The following is a 24,630-nucleotide window of genomic DNA, read 5'->3' as shown; positions in this document are numbered from 1 at the left end:
ATGTCCGACACCGGCCGGCCCGAACCGCAACGCCTGGCCAAACGCCTGGCCGCGCAGCTGCCCTGCTCGCGCGGCGACGCCGAGCGTTACATCGCCGGCGGCTGGGTGCGGGTCGATGGCGTGGTGGTTGAAGAACCCATGGAGCGGGTGCGTGACGAACAGGTGGTCACCCTCGATCCGAAGGCCAAGCTCGAATCGCTGGCCTCTGTGACGCTGATCTGGCACAAGCCGGCGGGGCATGTCCTGCCCGAGGCACCGCTTCTCCCCGACGACATCGCTGCGCGCTGGTTCACCCCGGAGCTGCGCTTTGCCGGCGACCGTTCGGGCGTGCGCCCGCTCAAGGCGCACCGCCACAAGCTGCTGCCGGTGGCGCCGCTGGGCGAATTGTCCAGCGGCCTGATGGTGTTCACCCAGAACCCAGGCGTGGCGCGCAAGATGACCGACGACGCCACCCAGCTGGAGCACGAATGGCTGGCCGAGGTGGCGGCCGATCCGGCGCTGGAAGACGGTGCGCGGCGCGACGAGGTGCTCCGGTCGCTGGGCAAGCCCGCGTTCTTCGACGGCTGGGCGGTGCCGACGGCACGCGCCAGCTGGCAGAGCGAGTTTCGGCTGCGGCTGGCGATCAAGGGCAACCGGCCTGGCCAGGTCCCACATCTGTGCGAACGCGCCGGGCTGCAGCTCACCGGCTTGCGGCGTCTGCGGCTGGGCCGCATCGCCCTGGCCGGGCTGCCGGTGGGGCAGTGGCGCTACCTGATGCCATACGAACGCTTCTGAGCCTTCGAGGCGCGAGCGCTCAGGCCCATGGCCAGCAGCATCAGCGCCAGCCCGACCCAGTGCAGCCGCAACATGTGGCCTTGCGCAATCAGCGCGCCGCCCAGCGCGGCGCCCAGTCCCTGGCCGGCGTATATCGCCGAGGTGTTGAGCGCCACGGACGCCGGCGCCAGCACTGGAGACAAGTGCACCAGGCGCGCCTGCTGGGCCGAGTTGCTGGCGAAGCAGCCCAGCGCCCAGGGCACCATCACCAGGGCCTGCGCCACCAGCCCCGCATGACCGAGGGGCCAGAACATGAGGCTGGTGGCCATCAGCAGCAGGGAAATCTGGACGGCACGCGGAGCGCCCAGCCGGTCGACCCAGCGGGTGAGCGCGATGTTGCCGAACAGGCCGAAGGCACCGAACCACAGGAACAGCATCGAGAGCACCGCAGCGCTGGCCGACAGCGTCTGCTGCAGATAGGGCGCGAAGTACGCGAACAGGATGAACTGTCCGAACGCGGACAGCAGGGTGACACCCAGCGCCAGCACCAGCGGCGCCGACCCCAGCGTCTGGCCCCAGGCGGCCCGTGACAGGGCCGCCGGCCGCACGCCGTCGGGCATGGCGCGCCAGACCCAGGCGGCGCTGCCGACGGCCAGCACCGCGACCAGCGCGAATGCCCAGCGCCAGCCCAGCACGCCGCCGATCCAGGCCGACAGCGGCATGCCCAGCACCGAGGCCACCGACCATCCCAGGAACACGAAGGAAATGGCGCGCCCGCGCTGCGCCTCGGGCACCAGCAGGCCGATGCAGGCGGCCGCCTGCGGGGTGAAGACGGCTGGCGCCACCACCGCCAGCACGCGCAGCGGCAGCAGCGAGAGGTAGCTGGGAGCGAGGGCGCTCAGTCCCATCAGCAGCGCGTACCAGAGCAGGGTCAGGGTGAGCAGGCGGCGCCGGTCCCAGCCGGCGACCAGGGTGGCGAACAGCGGTGCGCCCAGGCCCATCATGATGGCCGCCGCGGTGATCAGCTGGCCGGCCTGAGGGATCGACACGCTCAGCGACTGGCTGATGTCGGTCAGGGTGCCCGGCACCGCCATCACGCCGGTGCCGATCACGAAGTTGCCGGTCATCAGCGCCCAGAGGGCGGACGGCGGGCGCGCATGGTGAGACGGGGTGGACATCGGTGCAGTATCGCGGGCGGGTGGGGCTGTCGGTCAGAACGACAGTCCCCCCGGGAACACCCACAGCAGCAAGGCCGTGAGCACGATGTAGCGCAGCAGCTTGCCCACGGCCATCCACGCGACACAAGGCCAGAACGGAAAGCGCAGCCAGCCCGCCACCGCGCACAGCGGGTCGCCGATCACTGGCAGCCAGGCCATCACGCAGGCCTTGGGGCCGAAGCGCTGCAGCCAGTCCAGCGCGTGCAGTTCGGTGGACTTGTGGCGCGCCCGGTCGACCACCCGGTGGGCGCCGGCGCCGATGAACCAGTTGAGCGCGCCGCCTGCGGTGTTGCCCACCGTGGCCACCGCGATGGCCGGCCAGAACAGCCCCGGGTTGAGCTTGAGCAGGCCGAACAAGGCGGCTTCCGAACCGACCGGCAGCAGCGTGGCCGACACGAAGGACACCACCAGCAGGGCGCCCAGGCCGGCCTCGGGCATGGCCAGCCAGTGCAACAGGGAACTCAGCCAGTCGGACATGTGCGGGGTGTGGGTATCAAGGTGCAACCAGTGGTCGGGATATCGTCTGCTGAAAAAACAGGCAGATACAATGCGCATCCCCTTCGCGCGGGCGACGCCGCCTTCGCCGCGACACCCACCCTCCAGACCATTCTCCCATCGCCATGCAACTGGGTCCGTACACCCTGCCGAATGCCCTGTTCGTTGCGCCCATGGCGGGGGTGACGGACCGGCCGTTCCGCAAGCTGTGCAAGCGGCTGGGCGCGGGGTATGCGGTCAGCGAGATGGTCACCAGCCGGCCCGACCTGCAGGACAGCCTCAAGACCTCGCGCCGCGCCGACCACAGCGGCGAGCCCGGCCCCATCGCGGTGCAGATCGCCGGCACCGACGCGCAGATGATGGCCGACGCCGCGCGATACAACATCGACCGCGGCGCGCAGATCATCGACATCAACATGGGCTGCCCGGCCAAGAAGGTCTGCAACAAGTGGGCCGGTTCGGCCCTGATGCAGGACGAGGCGCTGGCACTGCAGATCGTCGAGGCGGTGGTCGACGCGGCCGCGCCGCACGGCGTGCCGGTCACGCTCAAGATGCGCACCGGCTGGTGCGCCGACGTGAAGAACGCGCCGGTGATTGCGAAGGCCGCCGAAGCCGCCGGCGTGCAGATGCTGACGGTGCACGGCCGCACGCGCGAGCAGGGCTACAAGGGCTTCGCCGAACACGAGACCGTGGCCGCGATCAAGCGCGCCGTGCGCATTCCCGTGGTGGCCAACGGCGACATCGACAGCCCGCACAAGGCGGCCGAGGTGCTGCGCCACACCGGCGCCGACGCGATCATGATCGGCCGCGCGGCCCAGGGTCGGCCCTGGATCTTCCGCGAGATCGCGCACTTCCTGGCGACCGGCCAGGATCTGCCGGCGCCCGACCTGATGGAAGTCAAGGCCTGGCTGCTCGATCACCTGGAAGATCACTACAGCCTGTACGGCGAGTACACCGGCGTGCGCAGCGCGCGCAAGCATCTGGGCTGGTATGCCCAGGCGCTGCCCCTGCCCGCGGGCGAGGCCGCGACGTTCCGCCAGCGCGTCAATGCGCTCACGACCGCCCAGGCGCAGCTGGACTGCGTGCGCGACAGCCTCGACGCCTGGGCCGCGACCGGCCAGCAACAAGACAAACACACCCGAGAAGACTGGAAACTGGCAGCATGAGCAACCACAACCTGCACGACTGTGTGCGTGCCAGCATCGAAAGCTATTTCCGCGACCTCGACGGCACCGACCCGGCCGGCCTGCACGACATGCTGGTCAAGGCGGTGGAGAAGCCCCTGCTCGAAGTCGTGATGCAGCAGTCGCAGAACAACCAGTCGCGCGCCGCGCAATGGCTGGGGCTGAACCGCAACACGCTGCGCAAGAAGCTGCTCGAACACAAGCTGATCGACTGAACGATCCCCCGTTTTTCAAACCTCCCGACCTATCCCATGCGCGCACTTCTCTCCGTCTCCGACAAGACCGGCATCGTCGAATTCGCCCAGGCCCTGCACGGCCTCGGCGTGACCCTTCTCTCCACCGGCGGCACCGCCAAGCTGCTGGCCGACAAGGGCCTGCCCGTCACCGAGGTGGCCGAGGTCACGAACTTCCCCGAGATGCTCGACGGCCGCGTCAAGACCCTGCACCCCAAGGTGCACGGTGGCCTGCTGGCCCGCCGTGAGCTGCCCGAGCACATGGCCGCACTGAAGGAGCACGGCATCGAGACCATCGATCTGCTGGTGGTCAACCTCTACCCGTTCGAGGCCACGGTAGCCAAGGCCGGCTGCACCCTGGCCGACGCGATCGAGAACATCGACATCGGCGGCCCGGCCATGGTGCGCAGCGCCGCCAAGAACTGGAAGGACGTGGGCGTGGTCACCGACGCCGGCCAGTACGAGGCCGTGATCGCCGAACTCAAGGCGGCTGGCAAGCTCTCCGACAAGCTGCGCTTCGCGCTGTCGGTCGCGGCTTTCAACCGCATTGCGCAGTACGACGGCGCCATCAGCGACTACCTGTCGTCGGTGACGTTTGAAGAAGAGAAGCTGGCCGAAAGCTATGTGCCGGCGCGCAACCTGTTCCCCGGCCAGTCCAACGGCCAGTTCATCAAGCTGCAGGACCTGCGCTACGGCGAGAACAGCCACCAGCAGGCCGCGCTGTACCGCGACCTGTACCCGGCCCCCGGCTCGCTGGTCACCGGCGTTCAATTGCAGGGCAAGGAACTGTCCTACAACAACATCGCCGATGCCGACGCCGCCTGGGAGTGCGTCAAGAGCTTCGAGGCACCGGCCTGCGTGATCGTCAAGCACGCCAACCCCTGCGGCGTGGCCGTCGGCAAGGATGCGCACGAGGCCTACGCCAAGGCCTTCCAGACCGACCCGACCAGCGCCTTCGGCGGCATCATCGCCTTCAACCGCACGGTGGACAAGGCCGCGGCCGAGGCTGTGGTCAAGCAGTTCGTCGAGGTGCTGATGGCACCCGACTTCACGGCCGAAGCGCTGGAGATCTTCAAGCCCAAGGTCAATGTGCGCCTGATGAAGATCGCCATGCCCAAGGGCGGCGCCAGCGCCTGGGACCAGGGCCGCAACGCCATGGACGCCAAGCGCGTGGGCTCGGGCCTGCTGCTGCAGACCGCCGACAACCACGAGCTGGCACTGGCCGACCTGAAAGTCGTCACCGTCAAGCAGCCCACGTCCGAAGAGCTGCAGGACCTGCTGTTCGCCTGGAAGGTGGCGAAGTACGTGAAGTCCAATGCCATCGTGTTCTGCAAGAACGGCATGACCATGGGCGTGGGCGCGGGCCAGATGAGCCGCCTCGATTCCGCCCGCATCGCCAGCATCAAGGCCGAGGCCGCGAAGCTGAGCCTGCAAGGCACGGTCGTCGCGAGCGACGCCTTCTTCCCGTTCCGCGACGGTCTGGACGTGGTGGTGGACGCGGGCGCGACCTGCGTGGCTCAGCCGGGCGGTTCGATGCGCGATCAGGAGGTCATTGATGCGGCGAATGAGCGCGGTGTGGCGATGGTGTTCACGGGGGTGCGCCACTTCCGCCACTGAGGCGCGGTCCCGACTGAACGCAAAAGGGCTCTTCGGAGCCCTTTTGCGTTGTTAAGAGCAAGATAAGTCGCAGCAGATACAAACGCAGCACCCGTCGTGACGGGGTGTTGAGCGCCAGACCGGCCCGGCCCCGTGACCCACAAGTCCTGCCATGCGCTCTGCTTCGTCCTTCGCCCCTTCCGATTCGTTCAACCGCTCGTTCGGCCTCCTGGTCATGGCGGTGTGTGTGGCTGGTGCCGTGATTGCGCAGACCCGTCACGCGGTCATCGGCTGGAGCGTGGCCGCGGTGGTCGGCGCCTTGTGCATGGGGGCTCTGGCCCTGTGTGTTGATTCATTTCCAAAGCTGGGCCATTTCGGGACGTGTTCACGTTGAAATCTGAGCCACGTTGCCGCTCTATCGTGCTGAGTTTTTCAGCACGGGGGAGCAGGAGTGATCAACGTGAGCACATTGAGCAAGTTGCGCCGCCTCGTGCTGAGGCAGGACGTGTCGGTGCGCGAGGCCAGCCGCAGGCTGGGCATCTCGCGCAATACAGCCACCAAGTGGCTCAAGGACGGACAGATGGTCGAGCCCCGATACCCGCAACGGGTGTCGGCCCCCAGCATCCTGGACCCGTACAAGGAGCAGTTGAGCCAATGGCTCAAGGCCGATAGCCATCGCAGCAAACGCGATCGGCGCGGGATCAAGGCGATGTTTGAAGCGCTGCGGGCGCAGGGCTACAGCGGCAGTCGGGGGCCGGTGTACGCCTTTGCCCAGCGCTGGCAGCAAGAGCAAGGCAACGCGGCGCGTGGTGCAGGGTTCGTGCCGCTGAGCTTCGAGTTGGGCGAGGCGTTCCAGTTCGACTGGAGCTGCGAGTACCTCTTCATCGGCGGTCTGCGCCGCCGCCTGGAGGTGGCACACACCAAGCTGGCGGCCAGTCGCGCCTTCTGTCTGGTGGCCTACTACAGCCAGGCGCACGAGATGCTGTTCGATGCACATGCGCGGGCGTTCGCTCTCTTCGGTGGCGTGCCACGGCGGGGCATCTACGACAACATGAAGACCGCGGTCGACAAGGTCGGCCAGGGCAAGCAGCGCAGCGTCAATGCGCGTTTCGAGGCCATGACCGGGCACTACCTGTTCGAGCCGGAGTTCTGTAACCGGGCCGCCGGCTGGGAGAAGGGCGTCGTCGAGAAGAACGTCCAGGACCGGCGCAAGGACATCTGGCGTGAGGCCAGTGAGCGGCGCTGGGGATCGCTTGACGAGATCAACGACTGGCTGGAGCAAGCCTGTGTGAAGGCCTGGGGCGAGATGAGTCACCCAGAGTGGGGACACCTCACGGTGGCCGACGTCTGGCAGGACGAACGTGCACGCCTCATGCCCAACCCCCGGGCGTTTGATGGCTATGTGGAGCAGCCGGTGCGGGTCTCTGCCACTTCGTTGATCCACTTCCAGCGCAACCGCTACAGCGTGCCATGCGAGTGGATCCACGCGGTGGTCAGTCTGCGGGCCTACGCAGATGGCCTGCTGGTGGTCGGTCCCGATGGGCGACGGGTGCGCCTGCAGCGCAGCTTCGAGCGGGACCAGACGCTCTACGACTGGATGCACTACATCGCGCTGATCGAGCGCAAGCCCGGCGCGCTGCGCAACGGCGCACCCTTCAAGACCATGCCCGAGCCGCTGCAGGAGTTGCAGCGCCAGCTGCTGCGCCACAGCGGTGGCGACAGGGTGATGGCGCAGGTGCTCATGGGGGTGAGCCTGCATGGGCTCGAAGCCGTGCTGGTGGCGGTAGAGCTGGCACTGCAGTCGGGGCGAGTGAGTGCCGAGCACGTGCTCAACCTGCTCTCGCGCTTGCAGGAGCAGCGCATGCCTGAGCCACCGGTGGCCACCATGCTCACGCTCAACACGCCGCCACTGGCCAACCTGCAGCGCTACGACGCGCTGCGCAACGCCCAGCCTCACGAGGCCTCACCGGAGTCCGACCATGCATGACCTCATGGATGCCTTCAAGGCTCTGGGCTTGCACGGCATGGCCAGTGCCTGGCCGGAGGTGCTGGGCACTGCACGCATGAAGTCGCTGGATCACGAGGCCGTGCTGCACCAGCTCATCAAGGCAGAGACCGCGCAGCGCGAGGTGCGCTCCATGGCTTACCAGATGCGCGTGGCGCGGTTCCCGTCGCATCGCGACCTCGCCGGCTTCGACTTCGCCCACACGCTCAATCGTTCCATCGTCTCCACGATCTCCTTCGTGGGGACGATCCTCGATTACCGCCTTCGCTTCAAGATGGGTTTACCGGACGCATACAGCGCGGCTACGCGCGAGTCAGCCTGGAAACCGGCAGCACGCCGCCGTTTGATGCGGCGATAGCGATGTACCAGCGCTTCGGGTTTGTGGAATGTGGTCCGTTTGCGGATTACCGGGAGGATCCGTTTAGTCGGTTTATGAGTACGGAGCAAATATGAACAGCAAGCTTCAAAATCTGATGGCATCTAATTTGCTGAAACAAGAACGTCAATAACTATCAAAGAGTTCAAAAATGGAACTACCCTACAAAAGACGCCAGAAGCAAAAAAGCCAAATTATCCCGGAAGCTCACACCAACACGCAAGGAAGGGCACCCAAGGTCGTTTCCACAATTTTGTCACTATTCTCAAAAACCCTACTCACCTTTTTCGCATCTCTTGCGGGTGCAGTCATCGCAAGTTTTGCAAGCATCTACTTCACACTAACAACACTTGAGGCGTTTAAAGCTGAAGAGTCACTAAGGCAGTTTGCAATATCAGATCTCTATCGCCCTCTCAGAGAAAAGACATCCGAATGCCTGACGATTAGATCGAACGCCTTGGGTGCGCTTTCTGCATACTCAGGAATACTAAAGAGTATCAATGGCTACGCCAACGAATTCATGAAGAATGAAGCTCTGCGATCAGCAAATCTATCTGGAGCAGAAGCACTGCTCAAGCCAATACTTGATCAGCTATCTGAGTACGCCAAGAAAGCCATGGAGGGTCAAACGGCCGCAAATCACTGCAAGCACACACTGAACAACATGGCTGCCGAAGCGGCTACCGTACTAGGATTAAACAAAGAATATTCAGAGCTATATTCAAAGCAAATAAAGCGCCACCCAAAGGTGGTAAGCATGATGCGAGAAGACGATATACTTTTATCAGTGATTACCAGCCCATCTCGAACAGTAGCTCTCGGAATCGCATTCAAAGATGGAGTTGAAGGAGACAAGGGCAGAATGATATCTGCCATGTCAAAGTTGAAGTCTTCGCTCGAAAAATCGGTACGACAAAGCGAGGCAGCATTGACATACGAAAGAGAAATGACCTCACTCGCATACAGGGAAGACTCAGAAGTATCTCAACTATTTCTCTCAAACCTCAAACATCGCTTTGAACTAACTCCAAAATCCACCCTCGCTCAGGCTGCGATAGAGGCAAAGCAGCTGTTTTTGCCATCTGATAAGCAAGGCAATGGGCCTGAACGAGCTGAAAAGCTAGATCGCGCGCAGAAATAGCGACAGTTCGCTATGCGGCGAGATTTCGCAACACCGTCTTCAACACCTTCCCATAGTTGTTCTTCGGCAGCGCCTCCACAAACTCATACCGCTTGGGCCGCTTGAAGCGGGCGATCTGGTCCAGGCAGAAGGAATCGAGCGTCTTGGCATCCAGCGCCGCCCCCGCCTGCGGCACCACAAACGCGACCACGATTTCGCCCCATTCGGGGTCGGGCGCGCCGACCACGGCGACTTCGGCCACGCCGGGCGCGTGCAGCAGCACCTCTTCCACCTCGCGCGGGTAGATGTTTGATCCGCCGCTGATGATGAGGTCCTTGCTGCGGTCCTTGAGGGTCAAAAAGCCATCGGCGTCGAGCGCGCCCATGTCGCCGGTCCAGAGCCAGCCGTCGCGGATGGCGGCCTGGGTGGCCTCGGGGTTGCGCCAGTAGCCGGCCATGACGCTGTCGCCTTTGATCAGCACTTCGCCCACCTCGCCTGCGGGCAGTGACTGCCCGTCAGGCCCCGAGACGCGGACGCGCACGGGGGTCTGCGCCACGCCGACGGAGGCGATGCGCGCCTCGTGCCGCGGGTGGGCGGTGTCTGCCAGGTGGGCGCGGCCGAGGGCGGTGCCGGTCATGGGGCTTTCGCCCTGGCCGTAGATCTGCACGAAGCGCGGGCCCATGGTGCGCAGCGCGCGGCGGATGTCGGCGGCGTACATGGGTGCGCCGCCGTAGACGATGGTCTTGAAGCTCTGGCCGCACTGTTCGGGTGTGAGGCCCTGCGCTTCGGCTTCGTCGACGATGCGTTTGACGATGGTCGGCGCGGCGAACTGCGAGAGGGGCCCCAGCTGGCGGCCAAGGTCAAACAGCTCGACCGCGTCGAAGCCGCCCGAGGCGGGCACCACGTGCCGCGCGCCGGCCATGAGGTGCGGAATGGCGTAGAGCCCCGCCCCGTGCGACATGGGCGCGGCGTAGGCGATGGCGTCCTGCGGAGCGACGTTGTCCACGTCGTTGAAGTAGCCCAGCCCCATGGTGAGCAGGTTGCGGTGCGTGATCATCACGCCCTTGGGCCGGCCGGTGGTGCCGCTGGTGTAGAACAGCCAGGCGGTGTCGTCGGGGGCGCGTTCCTCTATATATATGTGGTCCCCGCCCTTCCCTGGGTCCTCGTTGATCCAGGCGTCGCATTCGGCGCTGTCCACCTCCATCACGCCGTCGAGCCCGGTGAGTTCCGCCGGGTCGGGCACGATGTCCGCCGTGACGAAAGCCCACCGTGCCCCGGCGTTCTCCACGATCCACTGCACTTCCTTGAGGTGCAGCTTGGCGTTCACCGGCACCGCCACCAGCCCGGCCCACCAGGCGCCGAACAGCAGTTCCAGGTAGCGCGGGTGGTTGCGCATGAAGAGCAGCACGCGGTCACCGGGCGTCAGGCCCACCGCGCGCAGGTGAGCACCCACTCGCGCAGCGCGCTCGGCCCATTGGGCGTGGGTGGCCACGGCCTGTGTGCCGCTGAAGATGGCCGCGCGGTCGGGGTGTTCGAGCGCCTTGCGCTGCAGCAGGTGGGCGAGGTTCATGGGGCCGCCTCCGTTGGTTGGGGTCTGGAAGGGGCATTTTCAGGTGGCGTCAGGCAGCCGCAGGGTGCGCGGCCTTACAGTGGTTCGCATGAGCGACACCCTGCCCCCGTTGATCGCAGCGCTGCTGGACCCCGCGCGCTACCCGCACCCGGTCGACCGCGTCGAGCTGGTGCAGACGCACGGCGCCTGGGTGCTGCTGGCGGGCGAGTTCGCCTACAAGGTCAAGAAGCCGGTGCGCTTCGCGTTCATGGACTTCGGCACCCTGGGCGCGCGGCGCCACGCCTGCGAGACCGAGATCCGGGTGAACCGGCGCTTCCAGCAACACGACCGCCCGGCCACCCACCTGTACCTGGGCGTTCTGCCCATCGTCGGCACGCCGGACACCCCGCGCTGGGGCGCGGCGGGCGACGGGCTGCCGACCATTGAATACGCGGTGCAGATGCGGCGCTTCGACGAAGCGGCGCGGCTGGACCATGTGTGCCGGCGTGGCGAACTGACGGCGGAGCATGTGGCGGGGCTGGCGCGGCGCATGGCGGCGTTCCAGGCGCGCGCGGCCGTGGCCGGCAAGACCCAGCCCTGGGGCCACGCGACGGCGGCCATGCGCTGGCCGCGCGACAACTTCTCCACCCTGCGCGCGATGCTGAAAGCCCCGGCCGACGCCGCGCTGGTGCAGGCGCTGAGCGACTGGACGGAGCAGCGCTTCGTGGCCATCGAGCCCCTGCTCTCGCGGCGGCGGCAGAAGGAGCGGGTGCGCGAAGGCCACGGCGACCTGCACCTGGCCAACCTCGTCCTCATCGACGGCGAGGTGCTGCCCTTCGACGCCATCGAGTTCAACGACGAGCTGCGCTGGATCGACGTGGCCAGCGACATGTCCTTCTGCTGGATGGACCTGCTGGACCACGGCCAGCCGGGGCTGGCGAACGTGCTGCTGAGCGAGTGGACCGACGCCAGCGGCGACGTGTCGGCGCACACCGTCTGGGGCTTTTTTGCCAGCTACCGGGCGGGCGTGCGCGCCAAGGTGGCGGCGATCCGCGCGGGGCAGCTGGCCGGCACGCCGGAAGCGGACGAACACCTGGCCGAGGCCCGGCGCTACCTGGCGCTGGCGCAGGACATCGCCCACCCGCCCGCGCCGCAGCTGGTCATCACCCACGGCCTGTCGGGCAGCGGCAAGACCTGGGCTTCGGGCCGCTGGCTGCAGGTCGAGGCGAGTGGCCGCGCGATCCGCCTGCGCTCGGACGTGGAGCGCAAGCGCCTGCACGGCGTGAGCCCGCTGGCGGCCAGCGGCTCGGGCCTGAACACGGGCCTGTACCGTCCGCAGGCGCATGAGGAAACCTACGCCTCGCTGCGCGCGCGCGCGCGCATGCTGCTGCAGGACGGCTGGTCGGTGGTGGTGGACGCGGCCTTTCTGCGCGAAGCCGAGCGGCGCTCGTTCGCCGAGCTGGCCGAGGCCGAGGGCTGCCCCTTCCACATCCTGGCCTGCGAGGCGCCGGCCGACGAGCTGCGGCGGCGCATCAGCGCGCGCCATGCCAGTGGCAAGGACGCCTCGGAGGCGACGCTGGCGGTGCTGGAGCAGCAGTTCGGCTGGCTGGAGCCGCTGACCGAGGCCGAGCGGGTGCTGGCGCTGCCGGCCTGAGGCCGGCAGACGCCGCGCAAGCGCCCGCCTTCGCGAACGCTCAGCGCCCGAAGATGCCGCGCAGGATGCTGCCGGCCGCGCCGGGCAGGCCGCCCGAGGGCTTTTCTTCCGGTGCCGGCGCGCTGTCGCGGCCACTGGCCATGCCCGCCATGTCCATGCCGAGCATCGCCATGGTCTGGCTCTTGGCGCGCACGCGCACCGCCCACTCGGGCTGCCAGTTGTTCGGGGCCTTGGGCGGGCGCACCGGGTGGCTGAAGTGGCTCTCGGGGCCGTAAGCGATCATGCGCAGCATCGCGCCGCCGGCCTCGGCCCGGCCACCGCCGCCCTGCCCACCCGCGAAGATGCCCTGGGGCACGGCGCACTGCGTGGTCTCGGGCGAGAGCAGCACCTTGTCCTTCACCCACTTGGTGGCCGTGGCCTCGGTGAGGTAGTCGAACAGGCCCAGGCCGGCGTCGCCGTTGTCGGCGCTGGACCAGAGCACCATGTCGTCGCCCGCCATGCCCATGGCGTGCAGGTGGTAGGCGGCGGCGCGCGGCACCGGCTGCCAGGACAGGCGGATGCTCTGCGAGAGGTCGCCCTGCTGCTGCAGCTGGATGGCGGGCATCAGGTCCTGCCGCTCGGCCAGGGTGAACTGCATCGAATCGGGCACGCCCTCACCGCGCACCTGGTGCACGCCCTGCAGCGAGGTGTCGGCCTTCGGGTTCACCGTGTTCTTCTCGTTCGGGTAGAGCGCGTGCTGCGCGCCCACGCGGGCGGCGCGCTCGGGCGCCATGCGGCCGGCCAGCGCACCGGCCCAGGCCGCGGGGTTGTTGGAGAGGTTGATGACCTTGGGCTGGCCGGCGCGCACCGCCTCGCCGCAGCCCCAGTAGATCAGGATGCGGCCCTTGATCTCGGGCACCTCGGTCGGGCCGCCCTCGCCCGCCTCCTTGAAGCTGGGGCTGGGTGGCACCAGCGGCAGCGACTCGCCCATGCCCATGGTCAGCGGCACGAAGAGCGCGGCCTCGGTGCCGGGCTTGCGCGGGTTGTACAGCGCCACGTCGATCACGCGGCTGGGCGGGAAGGCGCCTGTGAGCCCCGGCTGGCTGCCCTGCTGGATGAAGCGGCCGCTGGCGTGGCCGTAGACGTGCGAGCCGCCGCCGCCCTTGTTGCCACCGAACAGCCCGCCGATGACGCCACCCACGCCGCCCTGCATGAATTCGGGCATGCCGGTCATGGTGGAGGTGGACAGGTCGATCCAGAGCTGGGTGGGCGCGGTCTGGGCCTGCGCCGCCAGCGGTGTGCACGCCAGCGCGGCGACCGCCGCCAGGGGTTGAAGGGATTGCACGAGCTGCTTCGAAAAACGCTGCACCATGGGGTTCCTCCGTTGCAGGCGACGGCCTGCAAAAACCATGATACGCCGCGCCCCTGGCGCTTCCAAGACGGCGCGCAGCGCCGCGTTCCCCCGGGCAAGGCATGCGGCCGGCGTGTCGGCTCTGTCCGACACGCCGGCGCGGGCGCGGCCGACAGGCCGTCGCGGCCGGCGGCCGGAACATCCGGTCACCTGCGACCTCCGGACCTCCGCCATGAACATCCCCCACACGGTCATTTCCACCACACCCGCCCAGCCGGTGATGCCCGGCGTGCAGCGCTTCGTGCTCTGCGGCGCTGCGCTGGCGCTCGGCATCCTGGGCCTGCACTTCGGCAAGGCGCTGCTGATTCCGCTGGCGCTGGCGGCGCTGCTGGCGTTTGCGCTCGACCCGGCCGTGAACTGGCTGCAGCGCCGGCGGCTGCCGCGGGGTCTGGCCGTGGGACTGGTGATGACATTCGCCATGACCGGACTGCTCGGTGCCGCCGCCGTGGCGACGGTGCAGGTGGGCGAACTCGGGCAGGAGCTGCCCACCCACCGCCAGAACATCCAGAAGAAGCTGCGCGAGCTGCGCCCGGCGCTGACGCCCTCGGGCACCACGCGGGAGGTGACGCGCCTGATGGACATGGTGGCGCGGGAAGTCGAAACCACCACGCGCGCGTTCGAGCCCCCGGGCACCGCGGTCCCCAAGGTGCAGCAGGTGGCGGTGGAAACCCGCAGCGGCAGCGCCCGCACCATCGACCTGGTGATGACGTTGGGCGTGCAGCTGGCCACGGTGGCACTGGTGCTGATCCTGGCGGTGATCATGCTGCTGCAGCGCGCCGAGCTGCGCGACCGCCTGCTGCGGCTGCTGGGCGGGGACACGCCGCGCATGGCCGAGGCGCTGACGGAGTCGGGCCGGCGGGTGAGCCGCTACCTCACCGCGCAGCTGATGGTGAACCTGGGCTACGGCCTGCCGATGGCCCTGGGGCTGTGGTGCATCGGGGTGCCGGGCGCCTGGCTGTGGGGCGGGCTGGCCACGGTGCTGCGCTTCGTGCCCTACCTGGGGCCGGCGCTGGGCGCGGTGTTCCCGCTGGTGCTGGCGTTCGCGGTCGACCCCGGCTGGTCGATGGTGCTGTGGACGCTGGGTCTGATCGCCACGCTGGAGCTGGTCAGCAACAACGTGGTGGAGCCCCTGGCCTACGGCGGCTCCACCGGCGTCTCGCCGCTGGCGGTGCTGCTCTCGGCGGCGTTCTGGGCGCTGCTGTGGGGGCCAGTGGGACTGGTGCTGGCCACGCCGCTGACGGTGTGTCTGGTGGTGATGGGCCGGCACCTCGCGCCCCTGCGCTTCCTGGACGTGCTGTTCAGCAGCGCACCGCCGCGCCAGGCGGTGTCGGCTGCGTCCTACACGCCGCGCTGACCTTGGCCGACACCGGCGGGTGCCACCCGCGCGCACACTGAATCCATCGCAGCCGTTGCGCTGCGGTAACCCACCAGGAGATTGCCATGCTGCATTACGCCGTTGTGTTCTTCGTGATCGCGCTGATCGCCGCCGTGCTGGGCTTTGGAGGCATTGCCGCCAGCGCCGCCGGCATCGCGAAGATTCTGTTCTTCGTGTTCCTGATCATGGCCGCGGCCACCTTCGTCTTCGGACTTTTCAAGCGCTGACGGGTGTTCACACCGCCCGGTTTCATTCCCTTCCTTTCAACCTCAGGAGATTCGCATGAGCACCAAAGTCAAGACCACCATGGACAACGCCCAGGACATGATCGACACCGGCGTGGACACCGCACAGCAGGCCGTGGCCCGCACCGCCGACCGGGCCGATGAGCTGCTGAGCGAGTCGCGCCGCGCCGCGGCCGAGGCGGAAGCCAGCATCCAGGCCGGCCTGCGCCAGGTGCGCGACGCCGTGCCGGTGCACCTGAACCGCGCCGCCCACCGCGCCGAAGACCTGGCCCGTGCGGGCATCGACAAGGCCCGCGCCGCGGGCACGGTCGTGGCCAACAAGGCCCACGAGGTGGGCGAGCGCACCACCGACTACGTGCGCCAGGAGCCGGCCAAGGCCCTGCTGATGGCGGCCGCCGCCGGCGCCGCGGCCACGCTGCTGGTGACCTGGGCCGCCCGCCGCCGCGCGGAGCGCTACTGACCGCCGCCAGGGCCCGCACGGTGATACACCCCGCCTTCATGGCCCTGGCGCGGCAGCCCGGCCTGGTGCTGGAACATGCCGACGCCTACGTGGACCTCGCCTCGGCCGAACTGGACGAGTGGGGCACGCAGTGGAAGCACCGTGCCGGGCTGAACAGCGCCGCCGCCCTGCTGGCGGTGCTGGCCCTGGGGCTCGCGGGTGTGGCGGGGATAGCAGTGGCCGTGGTGCCGCTGGCGTCCATGCCCATGCCCTGGCTGCTGGTGGTCATCCCCGCGGTGCCGCTGCTGCTGGCGGCCCTGCTCGCCTGGCGCGCACACCGCCTGGAAAAGTCGCCACCCTTCGCCGCCCTGCGCCAGCAGATGGCGCAGGACCTGGCGACGCTGCGCATCCTGGACGAAGAATGAGCCCGCAACCTTCTTCGCCCGATCGACCGCCGACAGCCGCCCAGCGCAAGGCGCTGGCGCTCGCGCGCCTGGACGCCTCGCGCACGCTGCTGATCCAGCGGCTCTACCCGGCGCCGTCGGAGCGCAGCGCTCATGCCGCATCCGGTGATGCGGGCGTCGTGGGCCTGGTGGCCTCGCTGATGAATTCACTCATGGCCCGCGCCCAGCGCGACGGCCTGCCCCGGGCCGCGTGGCGCATCGCGCGCGCGCTGGCGCGCCGCTGGTGGATCCGCCAGCCCTGGCACGCGTCGGTGGAGCTGGTGGCGGGCACCCTGGCCGACGAGGTGAAGCCGGTCGTGCGACGGCATCCGTGGGCCAGCCTGGCGGTCGCGGCCGCCGTGGGCGGCGCCTTGATGATGGCCCGGCCCTGGGTGGCGCACACGCTGCGCCGCCAGACCCGCGACCTGCCCCACCGTGTGGGCCGCATGCTGTGGCAGCAGCTGGCGCAGGCGCCGGTGCAGCTGGCCCTGATCGGTGCGCTCACGGCCTGGCTCAAAGGCAGGGGCCAGCCACCGCCCCCTGCACCTACACCAACACCTGCCCCTCCTCCCACCGACGGCCCCTGAGGCCGCCCGGCGCCCGCGGGCTCACTGGATCAGCCCGTTGGTCATCGCGTAGTAGGTGAGTTCGCTGTTGCTGGAGAGCTTGAGCTTTTCCAGCACGCGGGTGCGGTAGGTGCTCACCGTCTTCACGCTCAGGAACATCGCCTCGGCCATGGCGCCGATGGTCTCGCCCTTGGCCAGCCGCAGGAACACCTGCAGCTCGCGCTCGGACAGCAGCTCGTGCGGCGGCCGGTCCAAGCCGCCGGCCACACCTTCGGCCAGAAGCGTGGCCACCGCCTGGCTGATGTACTTGCGCCCCATGGACACGGTGCGGATGGCCAGCACGATCTCGTCCGGCTCGCACTCCTTGTTGAGGTAGCCGCTGGCGCCCAGGCGCAGCAGGTTGGTGGCGTAGTGCGCCTCGGGGAAGCCGCTGAGGATGAGCACCGCCAGGTCGGGGAAGCGGGCCTTGATGGCCTTGAGCGCGTCCACGCCGCTCTGGTCGGGCATGGAGATGTCCAGCAGCAGCACGTCCACCTCGCCCCCCCGGGCCAGCTCCAGGGCTTCGGCGCCGTTGGTGGCTTCCCCCGTGACGCGCAGGTCCACATGGTCGGCCAGGTACTGCCGCAGCCCGGCCCTCACCACCGCGTGGTCGTCGACGATGCCAATCCGGATCATGCGTTCTCCTTGTGTCTGGTTCTCTCGTGCGTGCCGCCCGCAGGCGGCTCAACCAATGTAGCGCGGGGTAGCCGCGCTGTCCGTCAGACAGTTCCTACACCCCTCCGACAGCCGGGCGGGGCGCTGTCCTACAGGGGCACAGGGGCCCGACCGACAGCCCGCGGGCGCTGCGTTTTCTACAGTGACCACACAGCGCGGCGAGTCCTTCGCCCTGGCTGTTCCGGGTCGGTCCACGCACCGGCCCGGCCTTCCGCCAACCCATCCAAGGAGCACGAGATGAAACTTTCCAACCGAGCACAAGTGGTCATTGCCACCACCGCCGTTCTGCTGTCGCTGACCGCCTGCGGACAGAAGGAAGAGGCCACGGTCGGCCAGAAGATCGACGGCGCCATGACCAGCACCGAGCAGGCCGCCTTGCAGGCCCGCCAGGACATGGAGAGCACTGCCGCCGACATCAAGCGCGAAGGTGAGCAGGCCGTCCAGTCCGTGACCACCGCGGCCACGGACATGGCCATCACCACCAAGGTCAAGGCCGCACTGGCCGCCGACGACCAGCTCAGCGCCCTCAAGATCGAGGTCGACACCGTGCAGGGCGTGGTGTCGCTGACCGGCCCGGCGCCCAGCGCCGAAGCCGCCGAACGGGCCACCACACTGGCCAAGGCCGTCGAAGGCGTGACCGAGGTCCAGAACAAGCTGGTGGTGGGCTGACAGGGCCGACCCTGAACCGACCACCGATCCCCCCCCCAACACAGGAGATCCACATGCTCAAGACCATCGCCCTCGCCTCGGCCCTCGCCCTCGGCGCTGTCACCATCACCGGCTGCGCCGTGGCGCGCGACCAGCAGACCGTGGGGTCCTACATCGACGACACCACCATCACCACCCAGGTCAAGGCCCGCTTCGCCGAAGACCCGATCGTCAGCGCCATGTCCATCAAGGTGGAAACGCTCAAGGGTGTGGTGCAGCTCTCGGGCTTTGCCAAGAACAGCGCCGAACGCGATCAGGCCGCCACCATCGCGGCCAACGTGAAAGGCGTCACACGTGTGACCAACGACATCATCGTGAAATAAAGTGTGTCAGACATGTCCTACAGCGGTGGCCACGCACAGTGGCTATCGTTGCAGGACTCTCCAGGCCCGTGTTCCATGCCAACCCTCAGCGCATTCATCGTCGAAGACAACCCCACCATCCTCAGCAACCTGGTCGCCACCCTGGAGGAGCTGACCAGCGTCCGGATCGTGGGGTCTGCGCCTTCCGAGGAGGCCGCGGTGCGCGGGTTGCACGAACATGCCACCGACCTGGATCTGGTGATCGTCGACATCTTCCTGGCCGCCGGCAGCGGCCTGGGCGTGCTGGAAGCGGCGCAGGGCATGCAGATGCGCGCCCAGCGCGTGGTGCTCTCCAACTTCGCGACCCCGGAGGTGCGGCGGCGCTGCCTGGCGCTGGGGGCGGCCGAGGTGTTCGACAAGTCCCGCGACCTCGACGCCCTGATCGACTATTGCGACAAGCTGGCCGAGGCCTGAGACTGCCGCATGCCTCCGCCGCCCAGCCTCACGCCCGACGCCGAACGCGTCCAGCGGTTCCGCCACCGCTTTGAACTGGCCGCCCGCGGCCGCTACACCATGCCCATCGTGATCGCCCTGGGGGTGGTGGGCATGGTGGTCAACGAGAGCGCCTACCAGCACTCCGGGGCCACGCTGGACAACGACATCGCACTCACCGACGCCCGCGTGAAATCGGCCGAGACGTTGCAGCGGCTCACAGAAGTGGGCCTGTACGCCCGCTCCTACATCCTCACCGCCAGCCCCGAGGAGGCCATTCGCTACCGCGCCGCGGTGGAGGAGCTGCAAGCGGTCAAGGACAGCGCCTTCGCCCTGCTCACCCGGGAAGTTCCGGAGGAGACGGTGTCGGTGGAACCGATCGAGCGCCTGATCGACGAACACATCCGCACCACCGAGTCCTGGATCGCCATGGTGGCGCGCGGCGAGCGCGCCCCGGCGATCGCCGCCGCCGCCAGCAGCGCCAGCCTGGAGCGCCGCAACGCCCTGCGCCAGGCCTTTGCCGAGGTGCTGGAACAGACGGCCGCGGTGCAGCAGAAGTCGCGGGTCAACCTCTACGACGCGCTGATGATCAACCGCATGGCCGTGCACCTGCTGGCGCTGGCCACCATGCTCGGCCTGTTCCTGTTCCAGCGCCAGCTGCACCGGGGCGACCAGCAGATGCTCGAGGAAGGACAGCGCCTGGCGGCCCGGGTGAAGGAACGCACCGCCGAGCTGAGCGAGATGGCCACCCACCTGGTCAACGTGCGCGAAGACGAACGCGCCCACATCGCCCGCGAACTGCACGACGAGATGGGCGGGCTGCTGACGTCGATGAAGCTGGACTTCGCCCGGCTGCGCCGCCAGCCCGACCTGCCCGCAAAGGCGGTCGAGCGCATCCTGGCGATCGAGGCCCGCCTGGGCGAGGGCATCGCCCTCAAGCGCCGCATCATCGAAGACCTGCACCCATCCGCGCTGACGCAGCTGGGTCTGGTGCAGGCGCTGGAGATCCTGTGCCGCGAGATGGCCGAGCGGCTGGACAGGCCGGTGCACGCCGAGCTGCAGGACGTGGCCCTGGACAAACCGGCGCAGCTCGCGCTCTACCGCATCGCACAGGAATCGCTGACCAACATCGGCAAGTACGCCGGCTGCACCGAGGCCCGGGTGCGCCTGCAGGCCGAGGGCGCCACGGTGCGCCTGAGCGTTCACGACAACGGCAAGGGTTTCGACCCGCAGCGCGTGCCGCACGGTCGCCACGGTCTGCTGGGCATGCGCGTGCGGGTGGAGTCGCACGGCGGCACGCTGCGGGTGGACAGTGCGCCCGGTGCCGGCACCACCATCGTCGCGACGCTGCCGTCCCGGCCGGTGCCGGCCTGAGCCGGGCCGCCCCCGCAGCAAATTTCAAAGCCGAAAAGCGGTTTTCAATGGGCGCGCGCCACCGCCGCCGCTACGATCCGGTGCATTCAAGCCCACCCCGGAGACAACCCATGCCCGTGATCACCAACATCGAAGACCTGCGCGTCCTGGCCGAGAAGCGCGTGCCGCGCATGTTCTACGACTACGCCGATTCCGGCTCGTGGACCGAGGGCACCTACCGCGCCAACAGCGAGGACTTCCAGAAGATCAAGCTGCGCCAGCGCGTGGCGGTGAACATGGAAAACCGCACCACCGCCACCAAGATGGTGGGGCAGGACGTGAAGATGCCGGTGTGCATCGCGCCCGTGGGCCTGACCGGCATGCAGAGCGCCGACGGCGAGATCAAGGCGGCCAGGGCGGCCGAGCGCTTCGGCATCCCGTTCACGCTCTCGACCATGAGCATCTGCTCGATCGAGGACATCGCGCAGAACACCACGGCGCCGTTCTGGTTCCAGCTCTACATGATGCGCGACCGCGAGGCCATGGCCCGCATGATCGAGCGCGCCCGCGCGGCCCGCTGCAGCGCGCTGGTGCTGACGCTGGACCTGCAGGTGATCGGCCAGCGCCACAAGGACCTGAAGAACGGCCTGACCGCGCCGCCCAGCCCCACCATCGCCAACATCATCAACCTCATGACCAAGCCGCGCTGGTGCCTGGGCATGGCGGGCACCAAGCGCCACAGCTTCGGCAACCTGGTGGGCCACGTGAAGGCGGTGACCAACATGAAGTCGCTGGCCTCCTGGACCAACGAGCAGTTCGACCCCACGCTGTCGTGGGAAGACGTGGCCTGGGTCAAGGCGCAGTGGGGCGGCAAGCTGATCCTCAAGGGCATCATGGACGTGGAGGACGCGAAACTGGCCGTGGCCAGCGGCGCCGACGCCATCGTGGTGAGCAACCACGGCGGCCGCCAGCTCGACGGCGCGCCCAGCAGCATCGAGGCCCTGCCAGCCATCGTGGCCGCGGTGGGGGAGCAGATCGAGGTCTGGATGGACGGCGGCATCCGCAGCGGGCAGGACGTGCTCAAGGCCTGGGCCCTGGGCGCGCGCGGCACCATGATCGGCCGCGCCATGGTCTACGGCCTGGGCGCGATGGGCGAAGAAGGCGTGTTCAAGGCGCTGCAGATCATCCACAAGGAACTGGACATCACCATGGCCTTCTGCGGCCACACCAACATCCAGAACGTGGACACCGGCATCCTGCTGCCGGGCACCTACCCGACCGCCTGAATCAGCTCAGCGCGTCGAGGATTCGTTTGAGGGCCCACCACAGCGTGGCCATGTCGGACGACGGTCCGACCGCGCGGGCCTCGTGCCAGCGCAGGCCACGGGCCTCGGTCGCGCTGCGCAGCGAGTCGCTGAACCAGCTGTCGGCCCCCAGCCCGACGATCACCGGCTGGTGGTGCACGTGCTGGCAGGCCGTCAGCAGCCGGTCCAGCAGGTGTTCGTTGCGTTCGGCGTCGGCATCCAGCAGGATCACCACCGCTGCGTAGTCGGGCAGAAAGGCGTGGGTCATGCCCATCGCCAGGCCCTTGCGGGCATTGACGATCAGCCGCCGGCCGGCCGCGGCCTGCTGCGGCAGGTCGAGGTAGTCGCTTTCCACGTCCAGCGCATCGCGCGCCGCACCAGCAAAGCGCCGGTGCACCACGGCCCGCTGTTCGTGGGCGGACAGCCAGCGCAGCAGATCGAAGGCGTCGGTGCGGGCGGCCGACATCATCATCACCCGCTGGTAGCTGCCGTCGTTCGCAGCGGCCACCTCGACGTGTCCCGGCAGCGGTGAACACAGGCTGCGCCAGACGCTGGCCGGCTCGTAGCCCCTGCCCTTCTGGTGGCGCTCCTGCAACGCCATCACGCGGCGCGCGAACTCGCCGGTGGTCTCGGTGGTTTGGGCGATGGAGCCGATCCAGGGCTTGAACAGGCGCGGCTTGCCCACGCTCTCGTGCACCACCCGCAGGCTGCGATGGCGCGGGTCAAGCGCGACCCGTTCCAGCAGTGCCCTGATGCCGTCGGGCGGCCCCTCGATCCACTCGACGAACCAGCCGCTGCGGTGCATCAGCGCGACACGGAGGTTGTGGGCCTGGTTGTTGACCACCGCGTGGTCGCGGATGCGGCGCATCTCGTCGAGCACAGGCCCATCGACCTGGCAAATGCTGGCATAGATCAGGCGGCCGAGCTCCTGGCGCGACAGTTCGCTGCCGCTGTCGGGCCATAGGGTGTTGTCGGGGTCCTGCAGTACGGAACTCATGCGAAATTGTCCCCCTGCAACGGCCGTGCGAGCATGCACAGGCTGTGCAGGATGTCATGCCTGCAGGGGTTTTGAAGCCACGGCGAGGGGCGCCAGCCGGGTTCAGAGACTGGCCGGCTGGGTCTCGGCCAGCCAGGGCGACAGCGCCACCGGAGCCTGCGGCCGCAGCACCCAGGTGCGCCGCAGCACCCGCTCGGGCTCGTCGTGTGCATGCAGGGCCAGTTGTTCGGCCAGGTTGATGATGCGGACTGCGGCGGATTCGTCGGTGCCGGCCGGCACGTCGACCACACCGATGGCCACTTCCGGCTGGAACGGCAGCGAGAGCGGATCGGGACCGACGCTGACCGACATGCGCAGTTCGCGCAGCACCCGCTCGGTCACCAGCTCGGCGCGCGTCGGGTCCTGAACGGCCGAGAGGGCCAGCACGAAGCAGCGCTGGTGGTACAGGCCCACGACGTTGCGGAACCCCACCAGTTGCCGGATGCGCGCCGACAGCGCCACGAGGATGTCCCCTTCCGGGTTCATGACCGGCGACTCGCGGTAGGCGTACAGGTTGGACACCGACACCGCGGCCACGAGGCAGGAGCGGCCCATGCGCTGGCTGCGCCAGAGCGCATCCTCCACCCGTGCCACCAGATGGGCGCCGACGGGGAGGCTGGCCGAGGCCATCGCCGGCACCTGGCCCGCAGCCTGGCGCCGCAGGTGCCGGAAGTGGCGGCTGCGCTGGCGCACCAGCACGACCACGGTGATGAAGTAGCCGACGGTGGCACAGGCGGTGAGCGTCCAGTAGGCGTTGCCCATGTCCATGCCCAGGCCCTTGGCGTACAGCCCGGCGGTCATCTGGGCCAGGCAGAGACAGGCCAGCACCATCCAGCGCGAGAGCTGGTCGCCCAGTGTCACGCTGCGCACGGCGATCAGAACGCCCATCAGCACCGCCAGACTGTTGACCGCGCCGGTCAGCAGGAGCACGGTGTCGGCCGGCAGGCCGGCGACCACCAGGCCCAGCAGTAGGAAGGTGCCGCCCACCAGAAACGACGCACCCGGTCCCATCACGCGCCGCACCAGCAGGTCTTCGCTGCGCAGGCCCGACCACAGCCCGAGGTAGGTCATCGCCAGCGCGCCGCACAGGGGGCCGATCGTGGCCTTCAGCGGCAGCCAGTTGATCTCGTTCCAGGAGGGCCACAGCGCCTCCGGCAGGCCCGACATCAGGATGCAGGCGCCACCGGTGAGCACCAGGCTCAGCCACGAGCGGGCCGACGACAGGCTGGGGCGGGTGGCCACGTCGAACGTCGCCGCCACGGTCAGGGTCACCAGGACACCCGCCATGGCAGACCAGATCGCCATTTCTAGAACTTGCATGTCTGGCCGTGAGTGAAAAAGGACCTCCGCTTCTGTGGCATCGGATGCCGGCGCCGCAGGCGGTGGACGGCGTTCAGTATGCGGCGCAGTGTACCGCCGCTGGTGTCAGACAGCGCCCCGCCCCCCCCGCCCCTCGCGGGCATACTTCCGGCATGAACGATCCGCACACCGTCCCGACCGACCCCCCCCGCACCCCCACCAGCCGCCGCGTCTCGCCGTGGTGGCGCGCACTGGCCATCGTCCTGCTGCTGGCGCTGATGCTGGGCTGGGCCGCCAGCGCCAGCCTCTACGAACAGCTCAAGGCGCAGATCGGCCACCTGCAGGCCAAGGTGGCCAACGTGCCGCAGATCCGCCACATCGCGGTGCTGCTGGACGACCAGGGGGCTGCGGCCATGCTGGTGACCATGGACCCGCAGGCCGGTGTGCTGCAGCTGCAGCGCCTGAACGAGGTCAAGGAAGGCCGCGAGGACAGCATGCAGCTGTGGGCGGTGAAGGACGGCCAGGCGCCGCGCTCGCTGGGCGTGATCGAGAGCAAGTTCAAGACCCTGCAGCTGCCGGCGCAGGAGGCGGCGCTGGCGGGCGTGGCCGAGCTGGCGATCAGCGTCGAAGACAAGGGCGGTGTGCCGGAAGCCCAGGGCCCGCGCCTGCCCTGGCTGTTCAAGGGCGCCCTGGTGCACAAGGCCATATAAGGGCCGCTCCGGGGCGGGCTCGGCCGGGCGCTGCGGCGCTATGCTCGCGGCACCGTGACCGAGTCCGCGCCC

General features: G+C 68.4%; 27 protein-coding genes. 20 read left to right on the top strand and 7 right to left on the bottom strand.

Annotation, left to right across the window (positions count from 1 at the left end):
• A complete protein-coding gene (locus DD542_RS06365) occupies nucleotides 1-774 on the top strand; it encodes an RNA pseudouridine synthase (RefSeq protein ID WP_127804518.1) in 774 nt (257 codons plus the stop codon).
• Here the strand turns inward: DD542_RS06365 and DD542_RS06360 are convergent.
• Both DD542_RS06360 and DD542_RS06355 read right to left on the bottom strand, forming a co-directional pair.
• The gene (locus DD542_RS06360) at nucleotides 747-1,931 is read right to left on the bottom strand and encodes an MFS transporter (RefSeq protein ID WP_127804515.1); all 1,185 of its coding nucleotides are present in this window, start codon (nucleotides 1,929-1,931) and stop codon (nucleotides 747-749) included. The genes DD542_RS06365 and DD542_RS06360 overlap by 28 nt on opposite strands.
• A gap of 33 nt (nucleotides 1,932-1,964) precedes the next feature.
• Nucleotides 1,965-2,447 carry a YqaA family protein gene (locus DD542_RS06355; protein WP_127804513.1) on the bottom strand — a complete coding sequence of 161 codons (483 nt, stop codon included), beginning with the start codon at nucleotides 2,445-2,447 and terminating at the stop codon, nucleotides 1,965-1,967.
• A 143-nt stretch (nucleotides 2,448-2,590) separates the two neighbouring features.
• Between DD542_RS06355 and dusB the strand changes: the two genes are divergently transcribed.
• The 7 genes from dusB to DD542_RS06320 all read left to right on the top strand — a co-directional run bounded on the left by dusB (nucleotide 2,591) and on the right by DD542_RS06320 (nucleotide 9,000).
• Entirely contained in the window at nucleotides 2,591-3,631 is a 1,041-nt protein-coding gene (dusB, locus tag DD542_RS06350; RefSeq protein WP_127804511.1) for a tRNA dihydrouridine synthase DusB, read from the top strand.
• On the top strand, nucleotides 3,628-3,864 hold the full coding sequence (locus DD542_RS06345) for a helix-turn-helix domain-containing protein (RefSeq protein WP_066158749.1): 237 nt from the start codon (nucleotides 3,628-3,630) through the stop codon (nucleotides 3,862-3,864). Before dusB ends, DD542_RS06345 begins: the two co-directional genes overlap by 4 nt.
• Before the next feature lie 36 nt (nucleotides 3,865-3,900).
• The gene (gene purH, locus DD542_RS06340) at nucleotides 3,901-5,499 is read left to right on the top strand and encodes a bifunctional phosphoribosylaminoimidazolecarboxamide formyltransferase/IMP cyclohydrolase (protein WP_127804509.1); all 1,599 of its coding nucleotides are present in this window, start codon (nucleotides 3,901-3,903) and stop codon (nucleotides 5,497-5,499) included.
• A 151-nt stretch (nucleotides 5,500-5,650) separates the two neighbouring features.
• Nucleotides 5,651-5,872 (top strand): hypothetical protein, encoded by a 222-nt coding sequence (locus DD542_RS06335; protein WP_127804507.1) that lies wholly within the window; start codon nucleotides 5,651-5,653, stop codon nucleotides 5,870-5,872.
• Nucleotides 5,873-5,938: 66 nt separating this feature from the next.
• Nucleotides 5,939-7,465: an IS21 family transposase gene (gene istA, locus DD542_RS06330; protein ID WP_127804505.1), complete on the top strand. Its 1,527-nt coding sequence runs from the start codon at nucleotides 5,939-5,941 to the stop codon at nucleotides 7,463-7,465.
• Nucleotides 7,458-7,841: an ATP-binding protein gene (locus DD542_RS24185; RefSeq protein ID WP_277750666.1), complete on the top strand. Its 384-nt coding sequence runs from the start codon at nucleotides 7,458-7,460 to the stop codon at nucleotides 7,839-7,841. The genes istA and DD542_RS24185 overlap by 8 nt, the downstream gene beginning before the upstream one ends.
• Nucleotides 7,842-8,010: 169 nt before the next feature.
• Nucleotides 8,011-9,000: a hypothetical protein gene (locus DD542_RS06320; protein ID WP_127804503.1), complete on the top strand. Its 990-nt coding sequence runs from the start codon at nucleotides 8,011-8,013 to the stop codon at nucleotides 8,998-9,000.
• A 10-nt stretch (nucleotides 9,001-9,010) separates the two neighbouring features.
• Here DD542_RS06320 and DD542_RS06315 read toward each other — a convergent pair whose 3' ends face one another.
• Nucleotides 9,011-10,549 carry an AMP-binding protein gene (locus DD542_RS06315; RefSeq protein ID WP_127804501.1) on the bottom strand — a complete coding sequence of 513 codons (1,539 nt, stop codon included), beginning with the start codon at nucleotides 10,547-10,549 and terminating at the stop codon, nucleotides 9,011-9,013.
• A gap of 88 nt (nucleotides 10,550-10,637) precedes the next feature.
• Here DD542_RS06315 and DD542_RS06310 point away from each other — a divergent pair, with 88 nt between their 5' ends.
• Nucleotides 10,638-12,182: a bifunctional aminoglycoside phosphotransferase/ATP-binding protein gene (locus DD542_RS06310; RefSeq protein ID WP_127804499.1), complete on the top strand. Its 1,545-nt coding sequence runs from the start codon at nucleotides 10,638-10,640 to the stop codon at nucleotides 12,180-12,182.
• Nucleotides 12,183-12,222: 40 nt separating this feature from the next.
• Here the strand turns inward: DD542_RS06310 and DD542_RS06305 are convergent, their stop codons facing one another.
• Nucleotides 12,223-13,533 (bottom strand): hypothetical protein, encoded by a 1,311-nt coding sequence (locus DD542_RS06305; protein WP_127804497.1) that lies wholly within the window; start codon nucleotides 13,531-13,533, stop codon nucleotides 12,223-12,225.
• Between the two features lie 211 nt (nucleotides 13,534-13,744).
• On the opposite strand from DD542_RS06305, the gene DD542_RS06300 reads away from it, so the two are divergent.
• The 5 genes from DD542_RS06300 to DD542_RS06280 all read left to right on the top strand — a co-directional run bounded on the left by DD542_RS06300 (nucleotide 13,745) and on the right by DD542_RS06280 (nucleotide 16,661).
• Nucleotides 13,745-14,926, top strand: a complete 1,182-nt coding sequence (locus DD542_RS06300) for an AI-2E family transporter (protein ID WP_164868357.1) — start codon at nucleotides 13,745-13,747, stop codon at nucleotides 14,924-14,926.
• 86 nt (nucleotides 14,927-15,012) lie between these two features.
• On the top strand, nucleotides 15,013-15,174 hold the full coding sequence (locus DD542_RS06295; protein ID WP_084397135.1) for a DUF1328 domain-containing protein: 162 nt from the start codon (nucleotides 15,013-15,015) through the stop codon (nucleotides 15,172-15,174).
• Between the two features lie 55 nt (nucleotides 15,175-15,229).
• Complete coding sequence (locus DD542_RS06290) at nucleotides 15,230-15,652, top strand: hypothetical protein (protein ID WP_066153099.1); 423 nt, start codon at nucleotides 15,230-15,232, stop codon at nucleotides 15,650-15,652.
• A gap of 38 nt (nucleotides 15,653-15,690) precedes the next feature.
• A complete protein-coding gene (locus DD542_RS06285) occupies nucleotides 15,691-16,056 on the top strand; it encodes a phage holin family protein (RefSeq protein WP_127804493.1) in 366 nt (121 codons plus the stop codon).
• Nucleotides 16,053-16,661 (top strand): hypothetical protein, encoded by a 609-nt coding sequence (locus DD542_RS06280; RefSeq protein ID WP_127804491.1) that lies wholly within the window; start codon nucleotides 16,053-16,055, stop codon nucleotides 16,659-16,661. Before DD542_RS06285 ends, DD542_RS06280 begins: the two co-directional genes overlap by 4 nt.
• 21 nt (nucleotides 16,662-16,682) lie before the next feature.
• On the opposite strand, the gene DD542_RS06275 is transcribed toward DD542_RS06280, so the two are convergent.
• Nucleotides 16,683-17,315: a response regulator transcription factor gene (locus DD542_RS06275; protein ID WP_127804489.1), complete on the bottom strand. Its 633-nt coding sequence runs from the start codon at nucleotides 17,313-17,315 to the stop codon at nucleotides 16,683-16,685.
• Nucleotides 17,316-17,591: 276 nt separating this feature from the next.
• Here DD542_RS06275 and DD542_RS06270 point away from each other — a divergent pair, with 276 nt between their 5' ends.
• From DD542_RS06270 to DD542_RS06250, 5 genes are all read left to right on the top strand, one after another.
• Nucleotides 17,592-18,023: a BON domain-containing protein gene (locus DD542_RS06270; protein WP_127804487.1), complete on the top strand. Its 432-nt coding sequence runs from the start codon at nucleotides 17,592-17,594 to the stop codon at nucleotides 18,021-18,023.
• Nucleotides 18,024-18,076: 53 nt separating this feature from the next.
• A complete protein-coding gene (locus DD542_RS06265; RefSeq protein ID WP_066153086.1) occupies nucleotides 18,077-18,385 on the top strand; it encodes a BON domain-containing protein in 309 nt (102 codons plus the stop codon).
• 75 nt (nucleotides 18,386-18,460) lie between these two features.
• The gene (locus DD542_RS06260) at nucleotides 18,461-18,838 is read left to right on the top strand and encodes a response regulator (protein WP_079366808.1); all 378 of its coding nucleotides are present in this window, start codon (nucleotides 18,461-18,463) and stop codon (nucleotides 18,836-18,838) included.
• A 9-nt stretch (nucleotides 18,839-18,847) separates the two neighbouring features.
• The gene (locus DD542_RS06255) at nucleotides 18,848-20,230 is read left to right on the top strand and encodes a sensor histidine kinase (RefSeq protein ID WP_127804485.1); all 1,383 of its coding nucleotides are present in this window, start codon (nucleotides 18,848-18,850) and stop codon (nucleotides 20,228-20,230) included.
• Between the two features lie 110 nt (nucleotides 20,231-20,340).
• Nucleotides 20,341-21,495 carry an alpha-hydroxy acid oxidase gene (locus tag DD542_RS06250; protein ID WP_127804483.1) on the top strand — a complete coding sequence of 385 codons (1,155 nt, stop codon included), beginning with the start codon at nucleotides 20,341-20,343 and terminating at the stop codon, nucleotides 21,493-21,495.
• A gap of 1 nt (nucleotide 21,496) precedes the next feature.
• Here the strand turns inward: DD542_RS06250 and DD542_RS06245 are convergent, their stop codons facing one another.
• Together DD542_RS06245 and DD542_RS06240 are read right to left on the bottom strand one after the other, a co-directional pair.
• A complete protein-coding gene (locus DD542_RS06245) occupies nucleotides 21,497-22,510 on the bottom strand; it encodes a BLUF domain-containing protein (protein ID WP_127804481.1) in 1,014 nt (337 codons plus the stop codon).
• Between the two features lie 102 nt (nucleotides 22,511-22,612).
• Complete coding sequence (locus tag DD542_RS06240; protein ID WP_164868356.1) at nucleotides 22,613-23,854, bottom strand: hypothetical protein; 1,242 nt, start codon at nucleotides 23,852-23,854, stop codon at nucleotides 22,613-22,615.
• Between the two features lie 167 nt (nucleotides 23,855-24,021).
• Here DD542_RS06240 and DD542_RS06235 point away from each other — a divergent pair, with 167 nt between their 5' ends.
• Nucleotides 24,022-24,558 carry an anti-sigma factor gene (locus DD542_RS06235; protein ID WP_164868355.1) on the top strand — a complete coding sequence of 179 codons (537 nt, stop codon included), beginning with the start codon at nucleotides 24,022-24,024 and terminating at the stop codon, nucleotides 24,556-24,558.
• Nucleotides 24,559-24,630 lie beyond the last annotated feature (72 nt).

Origin of the sequence: Hydrogenophaga sp. NH-16 (assembly GCF_004006415.1) — a bacterium.
Lineage (GTDB): Bacteria > Pseudomonadota > Gammaproteobacteria > Burkholderiales > Burkholderiaceae_C > Hydrogenophaga > Hydrogenophaga pseudoflava.
This window is presented reverse-complemented; position numbering and strand designations above follow the sequence as displayed.